The organism is Sorangium sp. So ce448, from assembly GCF_051520915.1.
Lineage (GTDB): Bacteria > Myxococcota_A > Polyangia > Polyangiales > Polyangiaceae > Sorangium > Sorangium cellulosum_B.
In genome coordinates, this window is record NZ_CP150343.1 from 39,556 (window position 1) to 63,930 (window position 24,375).

At 69.9% G+C, this 24,375-nt stretch carries 27 protein-coding genes, 1 tRNA gene and 1 pseudogene; 19 read left to right on the forward strand and 10 right to left on the reverse strand.

Annotated features, from left to right (window positions below; genetic code table 11):
- Nucleotides 1-53 precede the first annotated feature (53 nt).
- The 3 genes from ybeY to secA all read right to left on the reverse strand — a co-directional run bounded on the left by ybeY (nt 54) and on the right by secA (nt 4,493).
- Nucleotides 54-662 (reverse strand): rRNA maturation RNase YbeY, encoded by a 609-nt coding sequence (ybeY, locus tag WMF45_RS00145; RefSeq protein ID WP_437714944.1) that lies wholly within the window; start codon nt 660-662, stop codon nt 54-56.
- 7 nt (nt 663-669) lie between these two features.
- On the reverse strand, nt 670-1,320 hold the full coding sequence (fsa, locus tag WMF45_RS00150; protein ID WP_437714945.1) for a fructose-6-phosphate aldolase: 651 nt from the start codon (nt 1,318-1,320) through the stop codon (nt 670-672).
- A 137-nt stretch (nt 1,321-1,457) separates the two neighbouring features.
- Entirely contained in the window at nt 1,458-4,493 is a 3,036-nt protein-coding gene (gene secA / locus WMF45_RS00155) for a preprotein translocase subunit SecA (RefSeq protein WP_437714946.1), read from the reverse strand.
- Between the two features lie 569 nt (nt 4,494-5,062).
- Here secA and WMF45_RS00160 point away from each other — a divergent pair.
- The 12 genes from WMF45_RS00160 to WMF45_RS00215 all read left to right on the forward strand — a co-directional run bounded on the left by WMF45_RS00160 (nt 5,063) and on the right by WMF45_RS00215 (nt 14,053).
- Nucleotides 5,063-5,362, forward strand: coding sequence for a hypothetical protein (locus WMF45_RS00160; RefSeq protein ID WP_437714947.1), 300 nt, complete (start codon nt 5,063-5,065; stop codon nt 5,360-5,362).
- A gap of 532 nt (nt 5,363-5,894) precedes the next feature.
- Complete coding sequence (locus WMF45_RS00165) at nt 5,895-6,050, forward strand: hypothetical protein (protein WP_437714948.1); 156 nt, start codon at nt 5,895-5,897, stop codon at nt 6,048-6,050.
- A 96-nt stretch (nt 6,051-6,146) separates the two neighbouring features.
- Nucleotides 6,147-6,629 (forward strand): helix-turn-helix domain-containing protein, encoded by a 483-nt coding sequence (locus WMF45_RS00170; RefSeq protein ID WP_437714949.1) that lies wholly within the window; start codon nt 6,147-6,149, stop codon nt 6,627-6,629.
- Nucleotides 6,626-7,060: a hypothetical protein gene (locus WMF45_RS00175; RefSeq protein WP_437714950.1), complete on the forward strand. Its 435-nt coding sequence runs from the start codon at nt 6,626-6,628 to the stop codon at nt 7,058-7,060. Before WMF45_RS00170 ends, WMF45_RS00175 begins: the two co-directional genes overlap by 4 nt.
- The gene (locus tag WMF45_RS00180) at nt 7,057-8,835 is read left to right on the forward strand and encodes a hypothetical protein (protein WP_437714951.1); all 1,779 of its coding nucleotides are present in this window, start codon (nt 7,057-7,059) and stop codon (nt 8,833-8,835) included. Before WMF45_RS00175 ends, WMF45_RS00180 begins: the two co-directional genes overlap by 4 nt.
- Nucleotides 8,836-10,183: 1,348 nt before the next feature.
- Nucleotides 10,184-10,384: a hypothetical protein gene (locus tag WMF45_RS00185; RefSeq protein WP_437714952.1), complete on the forward strand. Its 201-nt coding sequence runs from the start codon at nt 10,184-10,186 to the stop codon at nt 10,382-10,384.
- Nucleotides 10,385-10,401: 17 nt separating this feature from the next.
- Complete coding sequence (locus WMF45_RS00190; protein WP_437714953.1) at nt 10,402-10,590, forward strand: hypothetical protein; 189 nt, start codon at nt 10,402-10,404, stop codon at nt 10,588-10,590.
- 1 nt (nt 10,591) lies between these two features.
- On the forward strand, nt 10,592-11,002 hold the full coding sequence (locus WMF45_RS00195; protein WP_437714954.1) for a hypothetical protein: 411 nt from the start codon (nt 10,592-10,594) through the stop codon (nt 11,000-11,002).
- Nucleotides 10,990-11,667 carry a hypothetical protein gene (locus WMF45_RS00200; protein WP_437714955.1) on the forward strand — a complete coding sequence of 226 codons (678 nt, stop codon included), beginning with the start codon at nt 10,990-10,992 and terminating at the stop codon, nt 11,665-11,667. Before WMF45_RS00195 ends, WMF45_RS00200 begins: the two co-directional genes overlap by 13 nt.
- A gap of 43 nt (nt 11,668-11,710) precedes the next feature.
- A complete protein-coding gene (locus WMF45_RS00205; RefSeq protein WP_437714956.1) occupies nt 11,711-13,024 on the forward strand; it encodes a hypothetical protein in 1,314 nt (437 codons plus the stop codon).
- 22 nt (nt 13,025-13,046) lie between these two features.
- Nucleotides 13,047-13,610: a hypothetical protein gene (locus WMF45_RS00210; RefSeq protein ID WP_437714957.1), complete on the forward strand. Its 564-nt coding sequence runs from the start codon at nt 13,047-13,049 to the stop codon at nt 13,608-13,610.
- A 26-nt stretch (nt 13,611-13,636) separates the two neighbouring features.
- Nucleotides 13,637-14,053 (forward strand): hypothetical protein, encoded by a 417-nt coding sequence (locus WMF45_RS00215; RefSeq protein WP_437714958.1) that lies wholly within the window; start codon nt 13,637-13,639, stop codon nt 14,051-14,053.
- Between the two features lie 22 nt (nt 14,054-14,075).
- On the opposite strand, the gene WMF45_RS00220 is transcribed toward WMF45_RS00215, so the two are convergent.
- From WMF45_RS00220 to WMF45_RS00235, 4 genes are all read right to left on the reverse strand, one after another.
- Nucleotides 14,076-14,276, reverse strand: coding sequence for a hypothetical protein (locus WMF45_RS00220; RefSeq protein ID WP_437714959.1), 201 nt, complete (start codon nt 14,274-14,276; stop codon nt 14,076-14,078).
- A 32-nt stretch (nt 14,277-14,308) separates the two neighbouring features.
- A complete protein-coding gene (locus WMF45_RS00225) occupies nt 14,309-14,932 on the reverse strand; it encodes an RNA polymerase sigma factor (RefSeq protein ID WP_437714960.1) in 624 nt (207 codons plus the stop codon).
- Nucleotides 14,914-15,546, reverse strand: a complete 633-nt coding sequence (locus tag WMF45_RS00230; protein ID WP_437714961.1) for a hypothetical protein — start codon at nt 15,544-15,546, stop codon at nt 14,914-14,916. Before WMF45_RS00230 ends, WMF45_RS00225 begins: the two co-directional genes overlap by 19 nt.
- Nucleotides 15,547-16,163: 617 nt before the next feature.
- A complete protein-coding gene (locus WMF45_RS00235; protein ID WP_437714962.1) occupies nt 16,164-16,823 on the reverse strand; it encodes a DUF7481 family protein in 660 nt (219 codons plus the stop codon).
- Nucleotides 16,824-17,043: 220 nt separating this feature from the next.
- On the opposite strand from WMF45_RS00235, the gene WMF45_RS00240 reads away from it, so the two are divergent.
- The 4 genes from WMF45_RS00240 (at nt 17,044) to WMF45_RS00255 (ending at nt 19,166) form a co-directional block, all read left to right on the forward strand.
- Complete coding sequence (locus WMF45_RS00240; protein ID WP_437714963.1) at nt 17,044-17,313, forward strand: hypothetical protein; 270 nt, start codon at nt 17,044-17,046, stop codon at nt 17,311-17,313.
- A gap of 85 nt (nt 17,314-17,398) precedes the next feature.
- On the forward strand, nt 17,399-18,199 hold the full coding sequence (locus WMF45_RS00245; protein WP_437714964.1) for a hypothetical protein: 801 nt from the start codon (nt 17,399-17,401) through the stop codon (nt 18,197-18,199).
- Nucleotides 18,196-18,609, forward strand: a complete 414-nt coding sequence (locus tag WMF45_RS00250; RefSeq protein WP_437714965.1) for a DUF6166 domain-containing protein — start codon at nt 18,196-18,198, stop codon at nt 18,607-18,609. The genes WMF45_RS00245 and WMF45_RS00250 overlap by 4 nt, the downstream gene beginning before the upstream one ends.
- Nucleotides 18,610-18,611: 2 nt before the next feature.
- Nucleotides 18,612-19,166 (forward strand): hypothetical protein, encoded by a 555-nt coding sequence (locus WMF45_RS00255; RefSeq protein WP_437714966.1) that lies wholly within the window; start codon nt 18,612-18,614, stop codon nt 19,164-19,166.
- A gap of 457 nt (nt 19,167-19,623) precedes the next feature.
- On the opposite strand, the gene WMF45_RS00260 is transcribed toward WMF45_RS00255, so the two are convergent.
- On the reverse strand, nt 19,624-19,842 hold the full coding sequence (locus tag WMF45_RS00260) for a hypothetical protein (protein WP_437714967.1): 219 nt from the start codon (nt 19,840-19,842) through the stop codon (nt 19,624-19,626).
- Between the two features lie 34 nt (nt 19,843-19,876).
- Here WMF45_RS00260 and WMF45_RS00265 point away from each other — a divergent pair.
- A pseudogene (locus WMF45_RS00265) lies at nt 19,877-20,311 on the forward strand (tyrosine-type recombinase/integrase); the annotation flags it as partial.
- A gap of 214 nt (nt 20,312-20,525) precedes the next feature.
- On the opposite strand, the gene WMF45_RS00270 reads toward WMF45_RS00265, so the two are convergent.
- Nucleotides 20,526-20,610 (reverse strand) — tRNA-Leu (locus WMF45_RS00270).
- A gap of 458 nt (nt 20,611-21,068) precedes the next feature.
- Here WMF45_RS00270 and WMF45_RS00275 point away from each other — a divergent pair.
- On the forward strand, nt 21,069-21,791 hold the full coding sequence (locus tag WMF45_RS00275; RefSeq protein WP_437714968.1) for a response regulator: 723 nt from the start codon (nt 21,069-21,071) through the stop codon (nt 21,789-21,791).
- Here the strand turns inward: WMF45_RS00275 and WMF45_RS00280 are convergent.
- The gene (locus WMF45_RS00280; RefSeq protein ID WP_437714969.1) at nt 21,745-22,506 is read right to left on the reverse strand and encodes a Crp/Fnr family transcriptional regulator; all 762 of its coding nucleotides are present in this window, start codon (nt 22,504-22,506) and stop codon (nt 21,745-21,747) included. The genes WMF45_RS00275 and WMF45_RS00280 overlap by 47 nt on opposite strands.
- Before the next feature lie 343 nt (nt 22,507-22,849).
- On the opposite strand from WMF45_RS00280, the gene rpoN reads away from it, so the two are divergent.
- The gene (gene rpoN, locus WMF45_RS00285) at nt 22,850-24,370 is read left to right on the forward strand and encodes an RNA polymerase factor sigma-54 (protein ID WP_437714970.1); all 1,521 of its coding nucleotides are present in this window, start codon (nt 22,850-22,852) and stop codon (nt 24,368-24,370) included.
- The last annotated feature ends 5 nt before the right edge of the window (nt 24,371-24,375 follow it).

A 24,375-nucleotide genomic window follows, 5' to 3' on the forward strand; every position in this document is an offset into this window, starting at 1 on the left:
GTCGAAAGGGGGCGTCCGTTTAACAAGCGAGGTTTCGCATCGCAAGCGATAACTCATCGCGCCCCCGTCTTCTTTTGCCTCGCGGTGCTGCGACGCGGCTTGATTACAGTGTTGCTGTTGCTTCGTGACGCCGCCGCGGCTTCGAGCTCCCGGGTCAGATCCGTCATTTCCCGCTCTTCTGCGTCGGTCTTGTGGTCGTAGCCGAGCAGGTGGAGCAGGCCGTGCCCCAGCAGCATCGTGATCTCGTCGAGCAGCGGGCGATCGCGCTCGGCGGCCTGCCGCGCGGCCGTGTCGATCGAGACGATCACGTCGCCGAGGAGACCGCGCCATACCGACGGATCCACGGGACCTCGCCGGCCGCGCCTCCGCGAGTCGGCCCCGTTCTGGTCCAGCATCGGGAAGGCGAGGACGTCGGTGGGCTTGTCCTTGCGCCGGTAGCTGCGGTTGAGCTCGTGGATGGCCTCATCGTTCACCAGGGCGACGGAGAGCTCCACGCCCTGCAACGCGAGGTGGGAGAGCATCTTGCTCGCCCGCCGGCGCACGACCGCCGTCGACACCCCCTTGAAGGGCCCTCCCTGCGTCGTGACGGACACGACCGCGGGGGCCGCCGGGCGGCTCCCGCGGCGGTTCGTCCCCGAGCTCTCCTTGCGCTTCTCGGCCACGGGATCGCTATACCAGCTCGGGGATCTTCTTCGCATCTGCCAAGAACTGCGCGAGCCCGACGTCGGTGAGCGGGTGCCTGGTCAGCTGCTTGATGACCTTGAGCGGCATCGTCGCGGCGTGCGAGCCGATCATGGCGGCCTGCACGAAGTGGACGGGGTGCCGTATGCTCGCGGTGAGCACCTGCGTCGAGAACCCGTAGTTCCTGAAGATGGTCACGACCTGCAGGACGAGATCCATCCCGTCTCCCGCGGCGTCGTCGACGCGCCCGACGAACGGCGACACGTACGTGGCCCCAGCCTTGGCCGCGAGCAGCGCCTGGGCGGCCGAGAAGCAGAGCGTCACGTTCGTCTTGATGCCCTCGGAAGCGAAGATCCGGGCGGCCTTGAGCCCCTCGTCGATGAGCGGCACCTTGACCACCACGTTCCGGTGAATCTTCGCGAGCTCGCGACCCTCGCGGAGGATCGCGTCCTTCTCGACCGCCACCACCTCGGCCGAGACGGGACCGTCGACCACCTCGCAGATCTCGGCGATCGCCCGCTTCGTCGGCCTGCCGGCCTTGGCGAGGAGCGACGGGTTGGTCGTGACGCCGTCGATGACCCCCATCGACTGCGCTTCCTTGATTTCCGCGATATCCCCTGAATCGATGAACACCTTCATGATGCTGCCTCCGGGAACCGATGGATCGGCCCTCAGGCGGTGTTCATGCTGGGGTCAGATAGCGAGGAGCAAGGGCCTGACAGGGGCCCTCGCTGCCTCGTTCTGGCTGTCAGGCGGAGCGGGCAGGGGGCGCCGGCTCAGGCCGTCGCCTCGTCCTCACCGCCATGGCACTTGTTGAACGGCTTGCCGCTGCCGCAGGGGCACTCCTGCTCCTGCATGACGGCAGGCTGCGGGAGCGCCGGGGCGGGGTTCGCGCCGATCGGGAGGGACTCGTCGTGCTGCGCGACCGCGTCGAGCAGCGCCGCGGCGTGCCGCTCGCGATCCGCAGCCTCGATCTGCGCCTCTTCCTGCTCGGCGCGCCTGACGTTCACGCTGAAGAGCTTCGTGACCACGTTCGAGGAGACGCGGGCCACCATGTTGACGAACATGTTGTAGCCCTCCTTCTTGTACTCCTGCTTCGGGTCCTTCTGCCCGTAGCCGCGCAGGCCGATGCCGTCGCGGAGGTGGTCCATGTCGGTCAGGTGGTCGACCCAGGCCTTGTCGAGCTCCTCCAGGTAGAGGTGGCGGAAGATGCGCAGCGACAGCTCGACGCCGATCTCCTCCTCGCGCTTCTCGTACGCCTTCTCGGCGCGCTCGTAGAGCTCCCGCGCCAGCGTCTCCTGGTCGCCGATGTGCGCGATGTCGTCCGGCAGCTCGACGCCGAAGTGCTCGCGGAAGCCCTGGAAGATGCCGCCCCAGTCCCAGTCCTCCGGCGGCTTGCGGGCCGGGCACGACTCCTCGACCATCGCGCCGATGATCCGGTCCATCAGATCGAGCAGCCGCTCGCGCTGCTCGGTGAGCGCCAGGGGCATGAGCTCGGAGCACTCGTCGTAGATCTCGAGGGCCTTGTCGGCGCGCGTCTCGAGCTCGATCTTCACGCCCCAGCGCGTGTAGATCTCGCGCTGCATGTTCTCGAGCTCGACGAACCGCTCCGTCTTCTCGAAGTCCTTTCGCACGATCTCGCGCCGGTTGCCGTCCGCGTCGAGCGGCATCACCGGGTCGTTCGCGAACATGCCGAGCAGGTAGCCGACGTCCGGACGGACCAGCTCCACGATGGACGCGAGCGGCTTGATCGCCCGCTTCTCGCCCGTCGGCTTCCCCTCCTCATCAAGGACCTCGGGATAGTAACGGCCGACGAGCAGCGACTGGCGCATGTCGTAGATCGTCTTGCGCTGCGCGCTCATCACGTCGTCGTACTCGAGCAGGTTCTTGCGGATGTCGAAGTTGCGCTCCTCCACCTTCTTCTGCGCGTTCTCGACGCTCTTCGTCACCCACGGGTGCTCGATGGGCTCGTCGTCGGGCATGCCCATCCGCTCCATCAGGTTCTTCACCCGATCCCCGGCGAAGATGCGCATGAGGTCGTCCTCGAGGGACAGGTAGAACTTCGACGTCCCGGGGTCGCCCTGGCGGCCGGCGCGGCCGCGCAGCTGGTTGTCGATGCGGCGCGACTCGTGCCGCTCGGTGCCCAGGATGTACAGCCCGCCGAGCTCGCGAATCTCGTCGCCCTCGGCGGAACACTCCTTCTTGAGCTCGTCGACCAGGGCCTCGAACGCGTCGGGCTCCGCCTCGGGCTGGCGGTTCTGCTCCTTGAACTTGAGCTTGGCGAGCATCTCCGCGTTGCCGCCCAGGATGATGTCCGTCCCGCGACCCGCCATGTTCGTCGAGACCGTGATGGCCCCTTTGCGGCCCGCCTGCGCGACCACGTAGGCCTCGTTCTCGTGGTGCTTCGCGTTCAGCACGTTGTGCTTCACGCCGCGCTTCGCCAGGATCCGGCTGATCGCGGTGCTCTTCTCGACGCTCGTCGTGCCCACCAGGATCGGCTGGCCGAGCTCGTGCTTCTCGAGGATCTCGTTGATGACCGCGGTGAACTTCTCCTTCTCGGTCTTGTAGACGAGATCCTCGTAGTCGACGCGGACCACCGGCTTGTTCGTGGGGATGATGACGCAGTCGAGCTTGTACGTGCTGTGGAACTCCGCCGCTTCCGTGTCCGCGGTGCCGGTCATCCCGGAGAGCTTCTTGTACAGCCGGAAGAGGTTCTGGAAGGTGATCGTCGCCATCGTCCGGCTCTCCTCCTGGATCCGGACGTTCTCCTTCGCCTCGACGGCCTGGTGCAGGCCGTCCGACCACCGGCGCCCCGCGAGGACGCGGCCGGTGAACTCATCGATGATGAGCACCTTGCCGTCGCGTACCATGTAGTTGACATCGCGCTTGTACAGCGTGTGAGAGCGCAGGCACTGGTTCAGGATGTGCAGCGTCTCGAGGTTCACCGGATCATAGAGGTTCGTGCCCTTGAGCACCTGGAGCGAGGCGAGCAGCCGCTCCGCCGTCTCCACCCCCTCGTCGGTCAGCGTCACCGAGTGCCCCTTCTCGTCGACGGCGTAGTGCTCCTCGTTCCGGAGCTGGGGGATCACCTCGTTGATCGTGCGGTACTTGTCGCTCGAGCGCTCCCCCTGCCCGCTGATGATGAGCGGAGTCCGCGCCTCGTCGATGAGGATGGAGTCGACCTCGTCGACGATCGCGTAGTGCAGCGGGCGCTGCGCGTACTCGAGCGCCGAGAACTTCATGTTGTCGCGCAGGTAGTCGAAGCCGAACTCGTTGTTCTGGCCGTACGTGATGTCGCAGCGGTATGCGTGGCGCTTCTCGGCGTCGCCCTGCTGGTTGACCACCACGCCCGTCGACAGGCCGAGGAAGCCGTACAGCTTGCCCATCCACTCGGCGTCGCGCCGCGCCAGGTAATCGTTCACCGTGACGACGTGGACGCCCTTGCCCTCGAGGGCGTTCAGATAGCAGGGGAGCGTCGCGACCAGGGTCTTGCCCTCGCCGGTGCGCATCTCGGCGATGCAGCCGTTGTGGAGCACCATGCCGCCGATGAGCTGCACGTCGTAATGGCGCATCTTGAGCGCGCGCTTCGACGCCTCGCGGCAGACCGCGAACGCCGGGACCAGGATGTCGTCCAGCGTCGCCCCGTTGGAGAGCTTCTCCTTGAACTCCGCCGTCTTCGCTCGGAGCTGGGCGTCCGAGAGCTTCTGCAGCTCCGGCTCCATCCTGTTGATCACCTCGACCCGGGGTCGCATGCGGCGGATGGCACGCTCGTGCGAGGTGCCGAAAATCTTCTTCATCGCCCAAGTGAACATCTTTACGTGCCTTGGCTCCGCGGCGGTCAGGTGGGAGGAGAGGGGCCGGCCGAGGAACGCGAACGTAGTCGCGCCGCGGGCGTCGCGCAATTCCAGGACCGCGCGCGGTCGACGACGTCGCACGCCGCCGGCGCGATCCGCCCGAGGCTCCGCAGCCCGGGCCCCTGTCGCGCGTTCGTCGTCGGTCGGATCCGCGCGCGGGCGAACGCTCGCCCCCGCGCCGCGCGCCCAGCGGACCACGACCGTCCCGGGCCACCAGCGGAGGCGCGCCCCGGGGCGGCGCGTCACGCCGCGAGGTGCTCGAGTCCTCCAGGCGTCAAGCCGTGGTGCACGAGGGGGGACTCGAACCCCCAAGCCTCCCGGCGCCGGAACCTAAAACCGACCGGACAGACGCGAAGGGGCCCGATGCCCCGGTTTCGGCCGTGGATCTCGCGGGGCTGACCGTCCGAGCAGCCCCCGCGGCGCATCCTTCCGCCTCTTCGGGGCTGCCGTCCGCCCTTTCGCCAGAACCCGGAGAGGTGGCCGAGGTCACCGCGCCGCCCTCGCCGCCCACCCGGCCCTCGCCGCGCATGACGGACGACCACAGCCGGAACGAGCGCGAGGCGGTGCCCGTCGCGGTCGTCCCGCCGCCCAGGCTCGAGCCGACCGCACCCGAGCGGACAGCCGCCCCGGTCGGGTCTCAGGCCTGCCTGCTGGAGCAGATCACCGGCGCGATCCGAACGGCGGCCGCGCAGGGAGACCTTGACACGGCCCGCTCGCTCCATGCAGCGCTGGCCCGCGCGCTTGGGGTGGCGCCGCCGCCGGCGGACGAGGAGAGCGGCGCGCGGCTCGTCGCGCTGCGTGGGCGGGGGAAGCGGCGAGCACAGTGAGCGATGAAGGTCAACAGAAAAGAGCTTCGTGGTCGCTCGTGGTCTCTGGCGGTCAGCGAGGAGGGCGACCTGCCGGCCGCATGCTCCGCGCGCGGTGAACGCGCGGTGAAGACGGGCCTTGCGCGTCGAGCATCGATAGGGCCTTCGGCCACATTGGCCGACGTTCTATGTGTGTGATGGCTTGTTTGCTCGCGTTAGCTTGCGAGTCGCTGCGCCTGACTGTGGCCAATCGAGGCCAATGCGACATCGCGCGTCGATGCCTCTGGTGTTCTCTCGTGGCCAAGCGGACCAGGGTGCTTATCCCGGGTCCGCACCCGCGATTCGTGCGGGTCCGTCAAGCATCACGAGCGCATCGCGATAACAAAGCGTTCACAAGTTGCTTGTTAATATTTTCTGGGGTGAAGGCCCATTGTTTTGGGTGACAGCGCGAGGCGCGACGCCACAATAGATTCGTCAAGGAGGCAGCATGTCTACGAAGGGTGCAGTTGCAGGGGACGCGCGGAGCTCTCGGAAGTCGCATAAGAGAGAGCCGGTGCAGGTGGACACCGCGACGCTCCGCCAGCTTGCCGTGAAGGCCGAGGCGGACCCGCGCACGGTCGCCAAGATGCTCCGGAACGAGATCGTGCGGGGGGTGGCTGGTCAGCGGGTGCGCAGAACCCTCATCGAGGCCGGGTTGATCAAGGAGTAACCAGCGGCGCCGCCGGACAGGTCTCGGCGGAGCCGCTCAACGTGGGAGTGGGCGCGTGCCGTGTGTGAGCCGGCGCAGCGTTGTGAGGTGACGTGTATGCAGCGGAGGAATGCGACGGCCGCGCCGGGCATGGCCGGCGACATGAAGGCGAAGGCGCCGCCCGGGGGGAAGGGCGGCAATGACATCACGGCGCGCGTGCTGGCCACGCTCGCGAGCCCCGACGGACCGGGGGCGGTTCTGCTCCCGATGCTGGTGCAGGTCGTTCAGGTTGTCGTCCAGGAGGTGCAGCAGGCCGGGCAAGCCGAGGACGACCCCGTGCTCGACGCCGCGGGCGCCGCCGAGCTCCTCGGCATCTCCGAGGAGACCGCGAACCGGAAGGCCAGGACCGGCGAGATCGCAGCCTCGAAGATCGGGCGGCGTCTCGGCTGGCGCTTCCGGCGATCGGACGTGCTCGCCTACCTCGAGGCGAAGCGCCTCCAGCCGCTGCCGGTCCCCGCGAACGACGCGGAGGGCCCCCCGACGGACGCTGCGGGCGTCTTGGCGGAGATGAACCTGCCCGCCCTGCGGGGGCGACGATGAGCCGCGCACGGGCCGCCAGACGGGCGGCGGAGCGCGCTGCGCGGAAGGCCGGCAAGCCGCGGGGCAAGGTGCGCACGGTCGACACGGCGGAGCTCGCCCCGGAGTTGCAACAGGGCTTCCGGGCGATCCAGGCGTACGTGGAGCGCTCGCCTTCGCTGCCCGAGGACCTCGGCGCCTACGTGGCGATGTCGTTCGAGGTGACGAACATGCCCGGCGCGACCCGCGTCATGCTCTACCCGCGCGAGGTCGCGATCGTGTGCGCCCTCTTCGAGGGCAAGGCGGAGCTCGCCATCGAGCTGGCCGAGCGGCCCACGACGGGCGAGCTGACGATCGTCGCGACCAGCGCGAGCGGCCGCTACGCGATCGGGTCGGGCCAGATCTTCACGGCGGCGGCTGGCCTGCACATCTCGGCGCCGGGCGGTGTCGCATGAGCGTCCCGCCCGTCGATGACGGCGGCACGGCGCGCGGCGCGGATGACGACGTCGAGCGCACAGCGATCCAGGCCGAGGGCGGCCAGCGGCGCCGCAAGGGCCGAGCGGTGCTGCGCGTGGCGCGCGCTGACGATGCGGACGGCGGGCCTGCGATCCAGATCGTGCCGGGGAAGATCCACATCGCCGTGCGCCAGGGCATCGAGGCGCTGCGCGCAGACCCGGATCTCTACCAGCGGGAGAAGGATCTCGTGCACCTGACGAACGTCACGGCGGACGAGGAGAAGGCATCCGACAAGGAGTTTCGCGAAGGGACTCCGCAGATCCACGTGATGAGCCCGCACACGCTCCGCGAGCGGCTCTCGGAGCACGCGCGTTGGCTGAGGCAGAACTCGCGCACGGGGAACTGGCATCCCGTCGACCCGCCCGACAGCGTCGTGCGCGCCATCGTAGATCGGAAGCGCTGGCCAGGCTTGCGGCGTCTCACGGGCATCATTGAGACGCCATCGCTTCGACCGGACGGCACGGTGATCGACCGGCCCGGCTGGGACGCCGCGACGGGCTTCCTCTACGCGCCGAGCTGCGCCTATCCCGCGATCCCGGAGCGCCCCACGCTCGAGGACGCGCAGCGCGCGCTCGCGCTCCTCGAGGACGTCTTCATCGACTTCCCCTACGCGTCGGACGCCTGCCGCTCGATGGCGGTGGCCGCCGCGCTCACGCTCATCGCTCGCCCGGCGATCCGCGGGGCAACTCCGGCGTTCGTCTACGACGCGAACACGCCAGCGAGCGGCAAGAGCCTCCAGGCCGATTCGACATCGATGCTCGCCTACGGCCGCGTGGCTGGGCGCAAGGACTTCCCGACCGACAAGCGCGGCGCGAACGATGAGGTCAGCAAGATCCTGTGCGCGTATGCGATCCTCGGCACCCGGTTGATCAACTTCGACAACCTGGGGCCCGACTTCGCCTTCGGCGGCCCCGCCCTCGAGATGGTCCTCACCGCCGAGCACAACGCCGAGTTCCGGATCCTCGGCACCAACACGGTCACCATGCTCCCGTGGCGCACCGTCATCTTCGGCACGGGCAACAACGTCACGCTGACTCGCGACATGCTGCGCCGCTGCATGCTCAGCCGCATCGAGAGCCCCTGGGAGCGGCCGGAGCTCCGCCCGCTGTCGGACTTCCGCCACCCCGAGCGGGCCTTCTGCCTCAAGGCATGGATCCTCGCGAACCGCGTGGAGCTCGTCGTCGCCGCGCTCACCCTGCTGCGCGCGCACGCCGTTGCAGGCCGCCCGTCCCCGGGGCGCATCTGGGCAAGCTACGAGTCATGGACCAGCGTGATCGCGGACGCGATCGTCTGGGCCGGCGGCGCGGACCCGCTCGAGTGCCGCCCGTCAGAGGACGCGGAAGAGAGCCCGGAGAAGCGCGCGATCCGCGTTCTCCTGCGCGAGTGGAGCAAGCTGGATCCAACGGGCCGAGGGCTCACCCTCAAGTACGTGATCGGCACGCTCTACCCGATCGAGCGACTGCGCGGCGAGCACCTGCCGCCCGACGGCTTCGACGATCTGCGCGAGGCGATCGAGCACCTGGCGCCGCCGAAGCCGCGGCAGGCGCCCGACGCGCACGTGCTCGGCAACGCCATCCGGAGGTACAAGCGCAGCGTGGTCGGCGGACGGCGCTTCGATAGCGTGCCTGGGGCTGCGGGAGTCCAGCGCTGGATGGTGACAACGCGGAAGGCGCCGGTCGTCGTCGATGCTGTCGGTACCGCCGAAGACGTCTAGCGCGCCGCATGCGCGACTACACGTGGTCGGACCGCGCCGCGCTCGAGCGCTGCCTCGACTTCTTCGTCCGAGCCGCCACCCTCCCGACGGCAAGGGGCCACCTTCGCTCAGCTGACACGCTGCCGAGCACGACGGGCACCACCAGATCGCGCCCTCGCTGCCATTCGGCGCGCAGCGGCCGCCACCCGGAGCGTCGCCGCCTTGGCCGTCGAGTGCGCCATCGATGCGTGCCTACGTCACGGCGCCCCGCTGGGCTCTGCTGCTGGCCTTCGCCGCCCACCCGAGAGCCCCCGATCCGCCCCCCGTGCCCGTGGGGTTCGGCGGTCCGGCAGTGGGACTCCACCGGGGGGTCCTCGCGTCGGAGGCTCCTCGAAGCACCCTCCGGGAGGGCATCGAAGGGGGTGCAGGGAGGCGTCCAGAAACGCGTCCCAGGGCCAGCGCCCCACTGCCCCACCGCTCGTAAGTGCCCGAAACCATTAGAGCATGCTATGGGGCCAGTGGGGCTAGTGGGGCTCCTGCACTCGATGGCGGCGGACGATGACATCAGGCGTATTGTGAGGAGCCATACGCGCTTGGTGACATGTACATTGCTCAACCCGTACTGGCTGCAACTGCCCCACTAGCCCAACTACCCCCCGATAGCCCCACGGTGCGGGGCATCCGATGACCACGCGTGGCCATACGTCGCACATGTAGGCTGGCGTATTACAGTATATGGGGGATTCCGGGCCCAGGGGTCCCGACTTTTCCGCGCAAGGTTTGCGCGATTGCAATCTAGGTGAACGACCAGCGCCCCCGAGCAGGCCGAGGTTCGCCCTCGCCGCCGCGGTTAACAGCCGGTTCACAGGTTCACCAGCGGCCTTCACCAGCGCTCGATGCCTGGTTGATGGTCAACCCTGACGGTGCTCGCGCCGTGCCCCGTCGTCGCTCCCAGGGCCGGACGTCGCCGCCGAGGTGAACGCCGCTCCATCGCCCCGCCGTGGGCGCCGGCCGGGCAGGAAGGTGCCTCCGTCGCGACGCGCCTGGTGCTCGCGGGGGTGACGTCGCTCGCCGGCGCCGCGGGCCCGCCTAGCGCCCGGGCAGGCCAGCAGGCGACACGCGACGTGGTCGCCCCCGATCGCGCTCGCCCTCGCCGCCCTCCCGGGCCGCCGTCGAGCCGCGCCTCGTGATGCTTCACGTGTGAATGGTTCGTGTGCGAAGCATCGCCCGCCCCTCGCCGCGCCGGGCCCGGGCGCCGCGCTGCTATGGGCTGTGATGAGTCGTGATAGCCGACCTTGTGAACGTCTTTTCGCATCATATCAGTCACATCGCTTGATTGCAGACTGCGCGCCTTACAGACTCCGCATCTATGAGCAGCAAGCGTCCTGTTTCGGTCTTCATGGGTGACGCGCTCGAGCGGCGTGTGAACCGTCATCGGATCGGCGGAGACAAGATCCGCTCGTTCTCCGATGTCGCCCGCGAGGCGATCGAGAAAGGCCTCGACGTCATGGAGCGCGAGCAGCAGAGCGCGTGTCCAGGGACGGCCTCGGGCGCGCACGCTGCGGCGTGAGAGGAGGAGTCGACACCATGTCCGGAAAGCGGAAGTCGAAGGCCGTCAAGGCGGCCGTGGGCAAGCAGCGCAAGCGCGACGTCGCGCGCGCGACGGGGCGAACGAGCGCCACCGCCGAGGGGGAGAAGATGCACAGCGCGGGCGCCACGAAGCGGGCGCCGGCGAAGCGGGCGCGCGCGGCGCGTTCCGCAGAAGGGAAGGGCTGAGATGGATCCGACGTTTGCCGCATTCCTCCGCGCGATCCTGGCGACCAAGGACGTCAACGTGATGCGGACCCTGCTGACCGAGCTGCTCGCGGTCTACAGCGAAGGGGCCCCGGTCAGCTCGGGCGTAGGCGCGATGAAGCCCTACGAGCAAGCTGACTCGCGCACGCCGTCCGGACCGGCCCCGTGGCCCAGGATCGACACCAGCCCCGTCGCCCGCGCCGCCGCGCTTGCCAGGTGCAGCCCGGATCAGCGGGAAGCGCTCGCTCGTGTCTTCGCGCCGCGTGGCGCTGCCCCGAAGGTCGGGCGGACCGCCGCGGGCGAGCTCGTGATGAGCCACATCGGGATCCTTCCGCAGGGGTCGAAGGTCCTGCCGAGGTCAGACGTCCCGAGGGGCCGGCCGTGGGCGGCTTGATCGCGATCACGGATCCGGAGCAGCTCCGCCCGGACCGGGCCAGCGCCACCCGCGCGGCACGCGCCGCCATCGCTGGGAGAGCGACGACCCGGAGCCTGAACGCTGCCAGCGGGGTTGGGACCGAACGCCCGGACCTCGCCGCTCTCGGTGCCAAGTGGCAAGAGCAGCTCCGGCTCCAGGACTGGCGGATCCAGTGGGAGTACGCGCGGGAGCTGTACAACAGCAGCGCGCAGCCGGTGAACTGGCTCTGTTCGTACCTGCCCGACAACAAGACTGCCCGGATCCAGATCCGCGACCCTGAGAACCCGATCCCGGGGGCGCCAGAACCCACGGAGCGCAGCGTCGTCGGCGCGCTGGCGCGTCTGCACTTCGCCCCGTTCGGGAACCCCGAGGCCGAGGAGCCGGCCGCCGAGGCGATGGCGGAGGCGCTGTTCGCGCCGAACGGGCGCGAGATGTCACAGCGCGCTTTCACGGCCCGGCAGCGCGCCGCCGCGGCGTCCACGTCGCGCGCACCGACCCACGTGGCGCTTGCCGCAGTCGACCGCGCCATGGGCGTGCAGCGGGGCCAGCAGAGCGCCCTGCGGACCGAGCCGCGGACGGCGGTGCTCCAGATCAGCAACATCTCTCCCGCGACGGCCGCCGACGTGGCGCGGGCGCGGCGATGAACAGCGAGACGGGGCGCGCGCGCCTCGAGGAAGACAGGGGACGATGAGCATGTTTCGACAGGTGCTGGGGGCGATCCTGAACGTGGGCGAGGAGCGGCCGAGCCGCTCCGCCTCGGGAACGGTAGACGATGCGGCCGCGCAGGTGGACCGAGCGCGCGCAGGGCTGGCCGCTGCCGAGAGGGACACCGCGGAGACGGGCGCGCGCGCGGCCGAGCGGGAAGCGCAGCTCTCGACGGCCGAAGCGGCGTTCGACGCGGAGCCGACGGACGAGCACGGGCAGGCGGTGATCACAGCGCGGAACGCTCGCGACCTGGCGAAGCTCCAGGCCGATCGGGCAGCGCGGCGCGAGCAGCAGGCCCGCGAAGCCCTCGCCTTGGCCGAGCGCGCGGCCGAGCGCGTCCGGATCGAGGCTCAGCTCGAAGAGGCCGAGCGGCGCCACCAGGACGCCGTCCAGGCCGAGCGGCGCCACCGGGCCGAGCGCAGCGCCGCGCACCCCGCCCGGGTGGTTCTCGAGGCGATCCGGCTGGCAGAGCAGCGCGAACGCCAGGCGACCGCCGACCACGAGAAGGCCCACGCCGCCCTCGCCGCCAGCACCGCCGAGCTGGCTGCGCTCGAGGAGCAGGTGCAGGCCGTCGCGCCGGACCGCGCCGAGGAGCTCCGCGCCCGCGCCGATCGGCGCACCGCCGCCGCCCTCGCCGAGCTGGCCGAGCGCGCCGCCCTCGCCGCCGCCCGCGAGCGGATCGACCCGAGCGCGGATCTGGTGATCGCCGGGGAAGCGCTCATCCGGAAGGGCCTCGCCGACATCGACGCCACGGTGGAGAACGCCAGGGACAGCGCGAAGCGCGCGCGGGAGCTCGGGGCCGACGTCAAGGCTATCGGCACCTTTCACAAGCTCGCCCACGTCCAGCATGCCCAGTTCCTGGCGCTGCCCGAGAAGGCGCGGCACTGGTACAACCACAGCCGCTTCATGGGCTACACCTGCGGTGCCGAAACGCAGGTCGGGATGGGTGGCAACCCTGTGAAGCCATCCTACCGATTCGAGCTCAATGTGCCGAGCAGCTGCGGTGGGGACGCGACGGATACCCGTGATGCATCGGAGAAGGTCAATCGCTGGCTGAACTGCGACACGACCGATGACGTTCGCGAGGCATCTCGGGAGATCGCAGAGAGGCGCGAGGCGGAAAGGCGCGCTCACTTCAAAGCGACGTACGTCCCGCCCCCGCCCGGTGGATTGGTGATTCGAGCTGATGGGACCGTGGAACCGCGCAGGCTTGCGCCCGACCTCACGCCGACGAGGTACGGCGCTGGCGCCGTTCCTCCGGAGGCCGGCACCCGGATCCACTCGACACGAAACTAAAAGCGGTAAGCACAGGAGCACCATGCCCAACCCGATCGAACAGGCAGACCTCTATGACGTGATCGTCTTGGCGGGCCAGCGCTCGCCGGGACAGGCGCTCGTGACGGGCGCCGGATCGCCGAGGAACTGGGACGAGCGGAAGGGCTATGGCCTCTCCGGCGCCTTCCTCGTGTTCACGGGCGACGGGCTCGCGTCGTTCCAAGTGCGGCTGCTCTTCTGGGAGCCGCAGCACTTCGCGCAGTGGGACACGTTCTCGCGGCTGCTCGCGCGCCCGCAGCTCGGCGCGCGCCCCAAGGCGCTCGACTACTACCACCCGTATCACGAGCCGCTCGGCATCAAGTCCGTGGTCGTCGAGGACGTCCTGCAGCTCGACCAGATCGAGCCTGGCCTTTGGGCGCAGGGCATCAAGTTCAAGCAGTACCGCGCGCCGAAGCCCATCCTTTCGAAGCCCGAGGGCAGTACGGCGCAGCTGAACGAACCCAAGGCCGAGGACGAGGCCGACCAAAGCATCGTGTATCTCGGTGAGCAGATGAAGAATCCGACTGATAGCTTCGGGACGATAATTGGAAGGGTGTTCGGCGGATGAGTGCCCTTGAAGCACACGAAGCGAAGGTGTTGCGCGCTCGGCTCACGCTGGAGACCGCGGAGCGCGCGCTGCTCGAGGCCTGCACGAGGCTGGCCGCCGCGGAAGCGGCGCTCGGCGCTGCGCGTGGAGCCGACGGACCCGCCGCCCGAGATGCTCGAGACCTCGCCGCAGCGAAGGCAGCAGCGGCCAAGCGCTGGGAGCACGAGGCTCGCGCCGCCCTCGCCGCTGCGGAGGTGGAGCGAGTGCGCGGTGGGCTCGAGGCGCAGCTCGTCGAGATCGGGCGCCTCGAGACATCGGCTCGCCGCCGCGTGGACGGTGGCCAGGAGGAGCAGGACGCCGCCCGCATCGTCCTGCAGAGCGCGGTCCGAATCCGCGAGACCCTCGAGGCACAGCTCGCCGCGCTCGCCATTCCCCCTGCCGTTCGTCTCACCGACCTGAACTGAACTCCGGGCGAGCCCGCAGCGCTCATCGACGCAGGGCCACGACGGCGACCGCCAGCGCGAGCCCGAGCGCATGCACGTGCGGATGCGGCGGCTCGATGATGGCGATGCCGGGGTACGGCGGATCGACGATGCAGGCGACGCCGGGATCCGGCGGTTCGATGCTCGCGGTGACGTTGGGGTTCGGCGGGTCGATGACGTCCGCGTCTTGGGGCGGAAGGATCATGCGGCGAGGCTACCACGACGCAGCGCCGCTTCTCACCCTCGCCGCGGGCGGAGCGCCCGGGTCAGCGCGGCGATCCCGCGCGCGCGCCACCGGTACGCTGTGCTCACAGGCGCGTCCTGCTGCTCGGCCGCCTCCTCCATCGACATCTCGAAGACGTCGTGCGCCACGATCACCGCGTTCTCGTGCTCGGGCAGCTGGTGCAGGGCTTCGAGGAAGGCCCGGCGCATCTCCTCGCGCTCGATGGCTTGGTCAGGGGTCGACGCCTCGTGCTCGGCGAGCGGCGGCTCGGCACGGAGCTCCTCGCGTCGCACGCGGGCCGACGCCCGGTGATGGCGCACCGTGTGATAGGCCAGCGTCCGCATCCAGACAGCCAGCGCCCGCGCGGGCTCCATGTCTGGGTCGGGGCGGTAGCGCCCCTCTTCGCTGGCCTCCCACGCCGCGAGCAACACGTCTTGCGAGAGGTCTTTGACGTCCTCGCGTGTCGCCTGGGTACCGCGAAGACCGCTCGCGATGGCGGCGCGCACGAGTCGCACCTGCCCGAGGAGCTCCTTCGCGGTGAGCCGCTTCGCTGCGAGCTCGCGGTGCTTGCGGTAGACGACCGCGATCGCGAAGAAGACGAAGTGCCAGAGCGTGAGCGCTACGAAGTCCGGCGCCATGCGAGGACTCCCTGTGTTGGAGTGAGGGCGAGGTAAAGCGCGAAGAGGATCGAGCGCGCGAGATCCCACGCTCCGAAGATGCCCACCCGAAACGGGCCGGCGAGCATCGTCAGCTCAGCAACGACGATAAGGCCGCTGATGAAGTGGTGCGACTGCGCGGGCTCGCGTCCGAAGTACCATCTAAGGAGGCACCCGACCGACACGCAGAGCGCGGCGAGCTCGCACGCGGTGTAGGCCTTCGCGAGCAGGGCCCCGCGGAAGGTGGGGTATCCGGCGGCGAGGACCGCGACCGCGACGACGTAGACCGCGAGCACACCCCACGGGCGCCGCCGGCCGAAGATGAACACCGCGAGCGCCGCGACGCCAGCCATCCAGCCGAGGAAGAGGGCTGACTCGAGGTGGAACGCGGCGCGGACCCACCCCGTGAACGGTGCGCCGGCGAGCTCGGCGCGAGCGGGGCGGAGCACCTGCGCGCCGATGAGCTCCCGCACGGCGTCCGTCACGAGGCCGTAGGCCAGCAGCCACGCGATCGGCCGGTGCTCGGGGCGATGCCGCGCGACGATCCAGGCGAGCACCGTCACGAGGACGGAGAGGCTCCACAGCGCCGGGATCACGGCGCAGCCTGGGCTCGAGGGTGAGGGCGGGCTCGTTCGCGGTCAGGCGCGCGCGAGGGCTCCGCGCGCCGCGCTGTCAGGGCTCCGGCGGGCGAGGCGGCAGGCACGGCGCCGACGGTACGCGGCGTCTCCAAGAGGGCCAAGAAAGGGCGGCCCCCAGGCCGAAGAGGGCGAAGAGCTGGAGCAGCCTGCCTACGAATCCGGGGTCGGGAGGGGTGATCGGCATGGCCGGGAGGCTACCAGCGCCCCGCCGCTGACGTCGTCCGCTTTCTTGGCCCGGCGGGTCGACCTGTGGCACGCGCGCACGCGCGCGAGGTGGCGGCGCGGTGTCAAGCGGGAGATCGGGCTCGAGCGACGACCTTCGCCGCCCGAGCGCCCCGATGGCGCCGCGGCCGCCGGCCGGCCGAGCAGCGCGCGGAAGGCTACCAGGGCTTCCGGCCGGTGGGTGTCGATTTCGTGAGAAAGGCGCGGGGGCATCCGTAAGAGGTGCCGGTGCGGGTCGAGTGCCGCGCCTCGAGCGCCACGCTGGCCGAGCGCGCGGTGCAGCGCCGCCGAGCTCTGATCACACGCCGCCCTTGGGCTCGGCGCCTTAGGGCTGCGTGCCGTCGCCCCTGGCGCTACGGGTCGGCAGCCACGCGTCCAGCAACGAACGCCGCCGGATCGATCTCGCCGGTCACCTCGTAGTAGGCCAGGGACGGGTTAGGTGTGGACTCTCGGCATGCGTCAGCGGTTTCGATGTAGATGACCGCAGGTGATATCCGCTGCCCCAGAGCAAAAACTCGCATTCTGACGTCGTTGTCGCAAGTGGCATCGAAGGAGATGCCGTATCTAGCCTCGCACTGATAGGCCGAAACCACGAGCGGACGCGTGCATGCTTCATCTGAATAGTAGGATCCAGCGGACGCCCGGTGCTCGGTCGGCAAGCACCGCAGTTGACCGTCTGCCGCCTTGATAAACTGGCAGTTTTCCCCACGCTCAGAGTCGAACCACACATCTGGCGTGTACGCCTTCGACCCGTCGTCAGCCGTGATGAATCGCGCTTTGAGCCGAGAGCCGCTCACCGGGTCAGCTGCTGCGCTCGGGACGGGATCGGTCATGCCGTCGAGCGGCCCATCGTCGCCCGAGCTCGAACCGACATCACCCGAGCTCGAACCCACGTCGCCCCCGGCACGCCCCGCGGTGCCGCCCTGCGCACGATCGCCGCGTCCAGCGGAGCAAGCCGCCATCGCCACGTAGATCACCCCGCCGCCCACCAGCGCCGCTACGACATCACGCATTCTCATAGTTTGCGAGGGTATGTGGAGGGCGGCGTGCTGGCCAAAAGCCCGAGCGACGCCCCTCGCCGCCGCGCGAACGCACGCCAAGGCGCTCGAGCTCTGGGACCGTCGCGCGCTGACACGTCGCTCCGGACACACCGCGGTAGACGCACAGCGGCGCACACAGCGTGGTCCGTCGGCTCCAGAATCGACCCGCCCTGGCCGAACGCGGGTTGACGTGTTGCGCGACGTTGCGCAAGGTTGCGAAGTGATGATGAACGTCCCGATGAGCGATGAGCTCAGAGAGGTCGTGCGGAAGCTGCGCCCGAAGCTCGGCGCGCGCTCGGATGCCGCCGCGGTGCGCATCGCAGTAGCGAAGCTCGCCCGCGAGCACGGCCTCGCCGTGCGCGGAACCGCTGAGCGCCCCGACCCAGATGATCAACCCGACGCACCCGGACCGATCGCGGCGTCGAAGGAGAAGCGAGGCGCGGCGCGCAAGCCGCGGAAGTAGGCCCCTGAAGTAGAGCGGTCCGCCCGGGAGCTTGGACCCTCCCGAACGGACCTGATCGCCACCCCGTTAGAGCGGAGAGACGACTATGGCTTCCGTACATCGCGCCGCGCGCGGCGCCAAGAAAGCAGCGCACCAGACCCCGACCCGCCGGCAGGCCACGAAGAGCCGAACCGGCAAGCCCCGCCCGGCCTCGCCAGGCAAGGCGAAGCGCCCGACGCGCGCTACCTCCGCCGATCGGCCGAGCGTGCGGAGCACGATCAACAAGGTGCTGCGCGGCGCCCTCGAGCTCGCGGAGCGGTTCAGCGCTCGCGAGGACGTGAACGGGCCGGCGACGCTGGCGCAGCTCGTCCTCCGGACCCTGATCTTCATGATGGAGCGCGCGGACGAGCCGCGCCTGCTCGCGTACCAGCGCGCGGTGCTCGCGTTCTCGGAGGCCGTGCGCGCGGCGAGCAGCGAGGCCTCGGGGCAGGTGGACGGCGCGGGCCGTGGTGATGGCAGCGCGCCCCCGGCGTCCGCTCCCTCTTCGCCGCCCGGCGGGTCTGCTCGGCGCCCGGAGCCAGCAGAGGAGCACCTGCGCGCGATCGGCTTCAAGTGCAAGCCGACTCAGGACGTATGGGACGCGGAGCTCGTTGACCTGATCCCGCACCTCTTCCCGGGCGAGTGGGACCCCGTGCACGCCATCCTCCAGGGCATCCAACGAGACGCGATGCTCATCCTGTCGGCCGTGCGAGATCCAGAAGGCGACATGACCCCGGAGGTCGAGATGGGGCTGTACACGTTGAGCCAGCGCGCCGAAGTTGTGCGAGCGCTGTACCAGCGCATCGTGGGGGCGTTCGAGCGACGAGTGCGCGCCGGTGGTGCGGGCAACGATGGAGGCCGCTCGTGAGCCGCGCGTGTGCCGCCCCGCTGCGCCAGCGCACGACATCGAGGCTCACGTCGAGCAAACCGCCCTCGGAGCCGCGCACGGCGCGGGCGCTGCGCCTCGACGCGATCACATACTTCGGCGTGCAGGCCGAGCACGGCGTGATGGTCATCCGGTCCAGCGGAGCGCGCGCCGAGCAGCTGCCCGCGCGCGACGTGGACGGCACCCCCGTGCCCCTCGGGTGGGGCTACTTCGGTACGGGGCCGCTCGAGTTGGCGAGCGCCCTCCTCTCCGACGCGATCGGACCGGAGGCGGCGCGGCGGTTCGGGTGGAGCTTCTGCGTGCTCGTGACGGCGCTGCTGCCAGGCGACGGCGGGTGGTCGCTGACGAGGAGCGAGGTGCGGGCGCACGCGCGCGCCGCAGGGTGGAGGTGACCATGCGGGCGATCTTCGCGAGGAAGTTCAAGAGCGGGTACGAATGCTGGCCGGACGAGGCGGAAGGCCTGTCGGAGCTGGCCGAGTCCTTCCCCTCGCTGGCGGACGCGCCTGGCGTTCGACCGTTCCGCCCGCTGAAGCTCGCGCGGTGGGCGGACGAGAGGCTCCGGAGCGCGAAGGAGCCGCACGAGGCGGAGGGCCGGTCGCTGCTGGCGAGGCATCCGGAGCGGTTCGCGGTCCTGCACCGGGGGCGGCTCGAGGCTTCGCTTCTCGCAGCGGAGCGCGCGTATCAGTCGGCCGCATTCGTGCTCTCGCTCTACCCGGAGCACTACGCGCACGGCGCTGACGAGGATGTGCGGCGCGTGGTGGCGGGCTTCTCGCTGCTCGAGGCGACGCGGCTGCGCTGGAGCACATCGACCGATCCGGCGACCGACGAACCGAGCGACGCGCTGCGGGTCTGGGATCGGGCGCACCGCTCGGCCTTCGCCGCGTGGGCTGCCGAGGCGTGGCGCCCGCGGGGACTCATCCAGCGCTGGACCACGGAAGGAGAGCGGTAGCCATGCCGCGACGCGCGACGGGCAACGTCTACTTCAGCGCGGGGCGCTGGTACGCGCGGGTGAAGCTCGGGGAGAAGCTGCGCCCTAACATCGCCCTCCCGACCTGCACCACGGAGCAGCAGGCGATCGCCCGCAAGGACGTCCTCGCCGCTCTCGCGACGAAGCTGCGGGCCGCGCCTCACGTCGCCCAGGACGTCGCGCGGGGGCTTCTCGAGCGCGCCGCGCAGCGCGACGGGAAGGCGCTCACAGCGGTCGTCGAGGCCGTCGAGATGGTCTGCCGAGCTCACCCGGGGGATCTCCCCGCGGTGGGCCCGGCAGGGCTCTCCCTGTCGCCCTCGATGTCGTTCCAGGCCTTCGCCACGCTCTGGACCTCGGGGGAGCTGGCGAAGCGCTACCCGGACCACGTGAAGCTCAAGCGCAGCGTCTCGGACGACGTCTACCGCCTCGAGGCGCACGTCTACCCGATCGCCGGCGCCGTTCCGGTCGGGTCGTTCCAGCTGGACGACGCGGAGCGCGTCATGCGCTCGCTGCCGAGCGCCAGGGCGGCGAACACGCGGCGGCACGTCGCGCAGCTGATCGGGCGGGTGATGTCGCTCGCCGTCTTCCCGGCGCGGCTCATCACCGCGAGCCCGATCCCGAAGGGCTTCCTCCCGAAGCTCGGCGCGGCGAAGGCCATGGCCTACCTGTACCCGGACGAGGACGGGCGTCTCATGGGCTGCCGGGCGGTCCCGCTGTGCTTCCGCGTGCTGTACGGGTTCCTGAACCGTGAAGGCCTCCGGGCGAGCGAGGCCGCCGGGCTGACGTTCGGCGATCTCGACCTCGAGCGCGGCGCGATCCGGCTGGACGTGAACAAGACGGATGAGCCCCGCGCCTGGGGTCTCGGGCCTGACGTCGTGAGGGCGCTGAAGGCATGGCGCGCGCTCCGGGGCAACCCGCCGGCCGACGCGCTCGTGTTCATCGACACGGTGGGCAGGGCGATCAACGTGGACCGCGGCGCGGAGCGCTTCCGGGGTCACCTGCGCGCCGCGAGCGTCGACCGCGCGGAGCTGTTCGAGCGGAGCGACGCGCGACAGCCCATCAGGATCCACGACGCGCGGGCATGCTTCATCACCGTGAACCTGGCCAACGGCCGCTCCGAGACGTGGATCGCTGACCGGACCGGACACCGCAGCTCGATCATGATCAACCGCTACCGGAGGGCGGCGCGCACCTTCTCGGAGCTCGGCTTGGGGCAGCTCGCGCCCCTCGACACGGCCATCCCGGAGCTCTCACCCAGCGGCGGCGGAAAGGGCGCGGGAAAGGGCGGAGAGGGGGAGAGCGCCGCGAGCGGTTCAGCGCGAAACAGCGGCAATCACCGTGTGGTGCACGAGGGGGGACTCGAACCCCCAAGCCTCCCGGCGCCGGAACCTAAAACCGGTGCGTATACCAATTCCGCCACTCGTGCGCGCGGACGCTTGTGGCACCCTACGCCAGCCTCATCAAGCGGGAAAATCAGTTTGCTGCGTTGCGCCGAACGCGTCAGGGCGGGGCAGCGCGAGCGGTCTGGACATGTGACCCGCGGTACGTCGAGCCTGGAGCAACCGGCGGATCGGCGGACCGCGCCGCCTTGGCGGGGCCGCAAACCTGGGCTGGCCCGTGCGCACGAACCGCCCACCGACGGCGAGAGACGCGGTGGGCAAGCCGACAGGGTGGGGGGGCGCTCTTCGTCGGGGCGGAGAGGCGCTGCGGAGGGAGCGCGAAATGGGCACAGCGGCGGCCCCGGGGTCAGCGGGGCAGCCTCACCGGCAGCGACGCTCGAACGAGCGCGTTGCCGCCGAGAACAGGGGGAAACGAGGCCCAGGCGGCGGCGGCGCCTCGCCTTCGGCACGTGCGTTGCGAAGGGGGGACCGTCCGCGGACGCGGATGCTGCCGCTGAACGACGGAGGGGGCGCGCTCATCGCCGTCCTCGTCGATGCGGCGCAATTCGACTGCAAGCCGCAGGGATACCCGATGACGTACCAACCGAACGTTCTCCTCCTCGATCAGGACCATGTCCTCCGGAGGGCCACGGCGCTCCTCCTCTGCAACCGCGGCGCGCTCGTCAGCCCGGCCGCGACCCTGGAGGAAGCGATCTCCCTCTCCCGCGAGCGCGTCTACGACGTCGCGTTGATCGATCTCGCCCCCGGAACGAAAGGCGCCCGGGAGATCCTGGGCCGCCTGCGGCGCGAGGGCACGATGCCTCGGCGGGTCATCTTCTGTGCCGACGAGCCGGTCTCGTGCGACGGCACGGACGACGTCAGCGAGGTCCTGCTCAAGCCGTACGCCTTCGGTCGGCTGCTCAGCACGATCTTCGTCGACCTCAGCCCCCGTCCATCCACGCAGTCCGGGGTCTTTCCTCGCCTCCGCCTGGTCCAGGGCGAACGCGCCGACCTCGAGGGGAGCCGCCCGAGCGCGCCTGGTGCTGCGGCGGGGGGCGCTGCGGCCGGTCTGGAAGGCGTGGAAGGCCACCCCGCCGAGCGGCGCACCTTCATCGAGCCGAACGGCGCCGCGGTGTACCGGCTCCAGCGCAGGCCACGCAGCGGCCCCTCCGGGCGGACGCTCAGGCCGTCGCGGCGAGCGCCTCGAGGTGCTCGCCATCCCGGATGACGATCCGCCGCCGGTCGAACGCGATCAGGCCGGCGCGCTTCAGCTTGCCGAGCAGCAGGGTGACCGTCTCGCGGGTGGACCCGATCAGCAGCGCGATGTCCGCGTGCGTGAACGGGGCCGACACCAGCTGGCCGGCGGTGTGGGGCTGCCCCCATCGCCGCGCAGCGGCGCGGAGGAACTCGATCAGGCGCGCTTCGACCGTGCAGAGGAGCAGCGAGCCGAGGCGCGCCTCGGTCTCGAGCTTGCGCGCCACGAGCGCCGCCGCGAGCGCGCCGCGGAGCGCTGCGTCGGAGGCGAGCTGCCGCTCGAGACCGGCGAGCGGCACCACGAGCGCGTCCCCCTCGTCGAGCACCGTCGCGCTCTCGGAGGAGACCGCCGCGCCCGCGAGCGCGCCCTCGCCGACGAGGTCGCCAGGCCCGCGGTGCCCGAGCGGAACCACCCGGCCGTCGGCGACGCGCTCGACCTTCACGCGACCCGCCCCGATCAGGAACAGGTGCCTCGGCGGCGCGCCCTGCTGGCAAAGGCACTGCCTGCGCACGAGCCGCTCGACCCGGCCAAGCTCGAACAGCACCCGCCGGCTCGGCGAGGCCAGCGAGGCGAGGGGCGAGCGAGACAGGATCCGCTCCTTCTCGACATCCTGCGAAGCCCCGCCGCGCACGCCCTCCACCTCCATCCCGCGCCCGTGCGTAGGTCCGCGCACCTTCGGCTTTCCCATCGCGCCTTCGCCCAACCTTTCGGGATTTCAAGCCTCCCGATCGGCGGCCGATAGTGCAACGATCGGCAGATGGGGGCCAATCCGAACTGGCTGCGGGCAGCGCTCCGCGCGGGGCGAAAAATCTACCGCGGCGAAGGCTGAAACCATGTTCAGCGGTGTAGGATGCAAGCCCTGCGCTATTTTTTGGTGCAGACGTGAAAGCAAGACCCGGGCCGCTGCCCAGTTCGATGCTACGTTGGGGGTGAGGCCACCAATGAGACACTCGATGGCACGAACCTCGCGCAATGCCCCGGCCCCCGTTCGGCGGGTGGCGCTGGCGGCGAACTGAGAGAAGGAGCTCCTCATGGGCATGGAGATGAAGCTCCAGTTCAAGCTGTCGCAGCAGCTTGTGATGACCCCGCAGCTGGTGCAGGCCATCCGGCTGCTGCAGCTCTCACGGCTCGAGCTGGTCGACGAGATCAGGAAGGAGCTGGACGGCAACCCTGTCCTCGCGGACGACATGACCGACCCGAAGGCGCGGGACGGCGACAAGGGGGATCAGCGGGGGAGGAACGCGGACCTGCCGACGGAGCAGCGGCTCGAGAACGGCGAGCGGTTCGACCGAGACACCGACATCGCGGCGCGCGAAACGGAGAAGCGGGTCAAGGAAGTGGACTGGGAGCAGTTCCTGGAAAACAGGCAGCTCCAGCAGGCCATGCCCGCGCACCGGGGCGGCTTCGAAGAGCTGCCGCCGATCGACCAGAACCTGACCAAGCCGTCGAACCTGCGCGACCACCTGCTCTGGCAGCTCCAGATGAGCGATTTCGTCGAGAACGAGCGGCAGTTCGCGCTGCTCGTCATCGGCAACCTCGACGAGAAGGGGTACCTCGACCTCAAGGGGGGCGAACGTCCGGACGGCACGAAGGGGCCCGACATCAGCCTCGTGGACCTGGCGCGGGAGGCGGAGCTCCACCCCGAGGACGCCGAGGAGGTGCTGTCGATGATCCAGCGCTTCGATCCGGTCGGGGTCGCGGCCCGCGACCTGTCGGAGTGCCTGCGGGTGCAGGCCGAGGTGCTCGGCTTCGACGCCATCGAGATGGCCATCATCAAGGACCACCTCCACAACGTGGAGCGGCGCAACTTCCCCGCGATCGCGAAGGCGCTGAAGATCCCGCTGGAGGACGTCTACGACGCGGTCCAGGAGATCCAGAAGCTCGAGAGCGTGCCGGCGCGCAACTTCGCCGAGGTCGACGAGAAGACCATCGCCATCACCCCGGACGTGTACGTCATCAAGGACGGCACCCAGTTCGTCGTCACCGACAACGACAAGGGGCTCCAGCGGCTCTACATCAACGAGAACCTCGCCCAGCGGATGCTCAGGGACCCGAAGGCGAAGGAGTTCATCAGCGAGAAGCTCCGGAGCGCGCAGTGGCTGATCCGGGCCATCGAGCAGCGGCGGCGCACGATCATCAAGGTGACCGAGTGCATCGTCGAGAAGCAGCGCGAGTTCCTGGAGCGCGGCGTGGGCTACCTGAAGCCGATGATCCTCAGGGACGTCGCCGAGTCGGTGGGCATGCACGAGTCGACCATCTCCCGCGTGACGTCGAACAAGTACGTGCACACGCCCCAGGGGCTCTTCGAGCTGAAGTACTTCTTCAACTCATCCATCCACAGGGTCGCCGACGAGGACATCGCCTCGGAGAGCGTCAAGCAGGCGATCAAGAAGATCATCGTGGCCGAGGACAAGTCGAATCCCTACAGCGACCAGGCGATCGTCAAGATCCTCGAGGAGACGGACGGCATCAAGATCGCCCGCCGCACCGTGGCCAAGTACCGCGAGATGCTCGGCATCCTGAGCTCGTCGAAGCGCAAGAAGATGTTCTGAGCCGC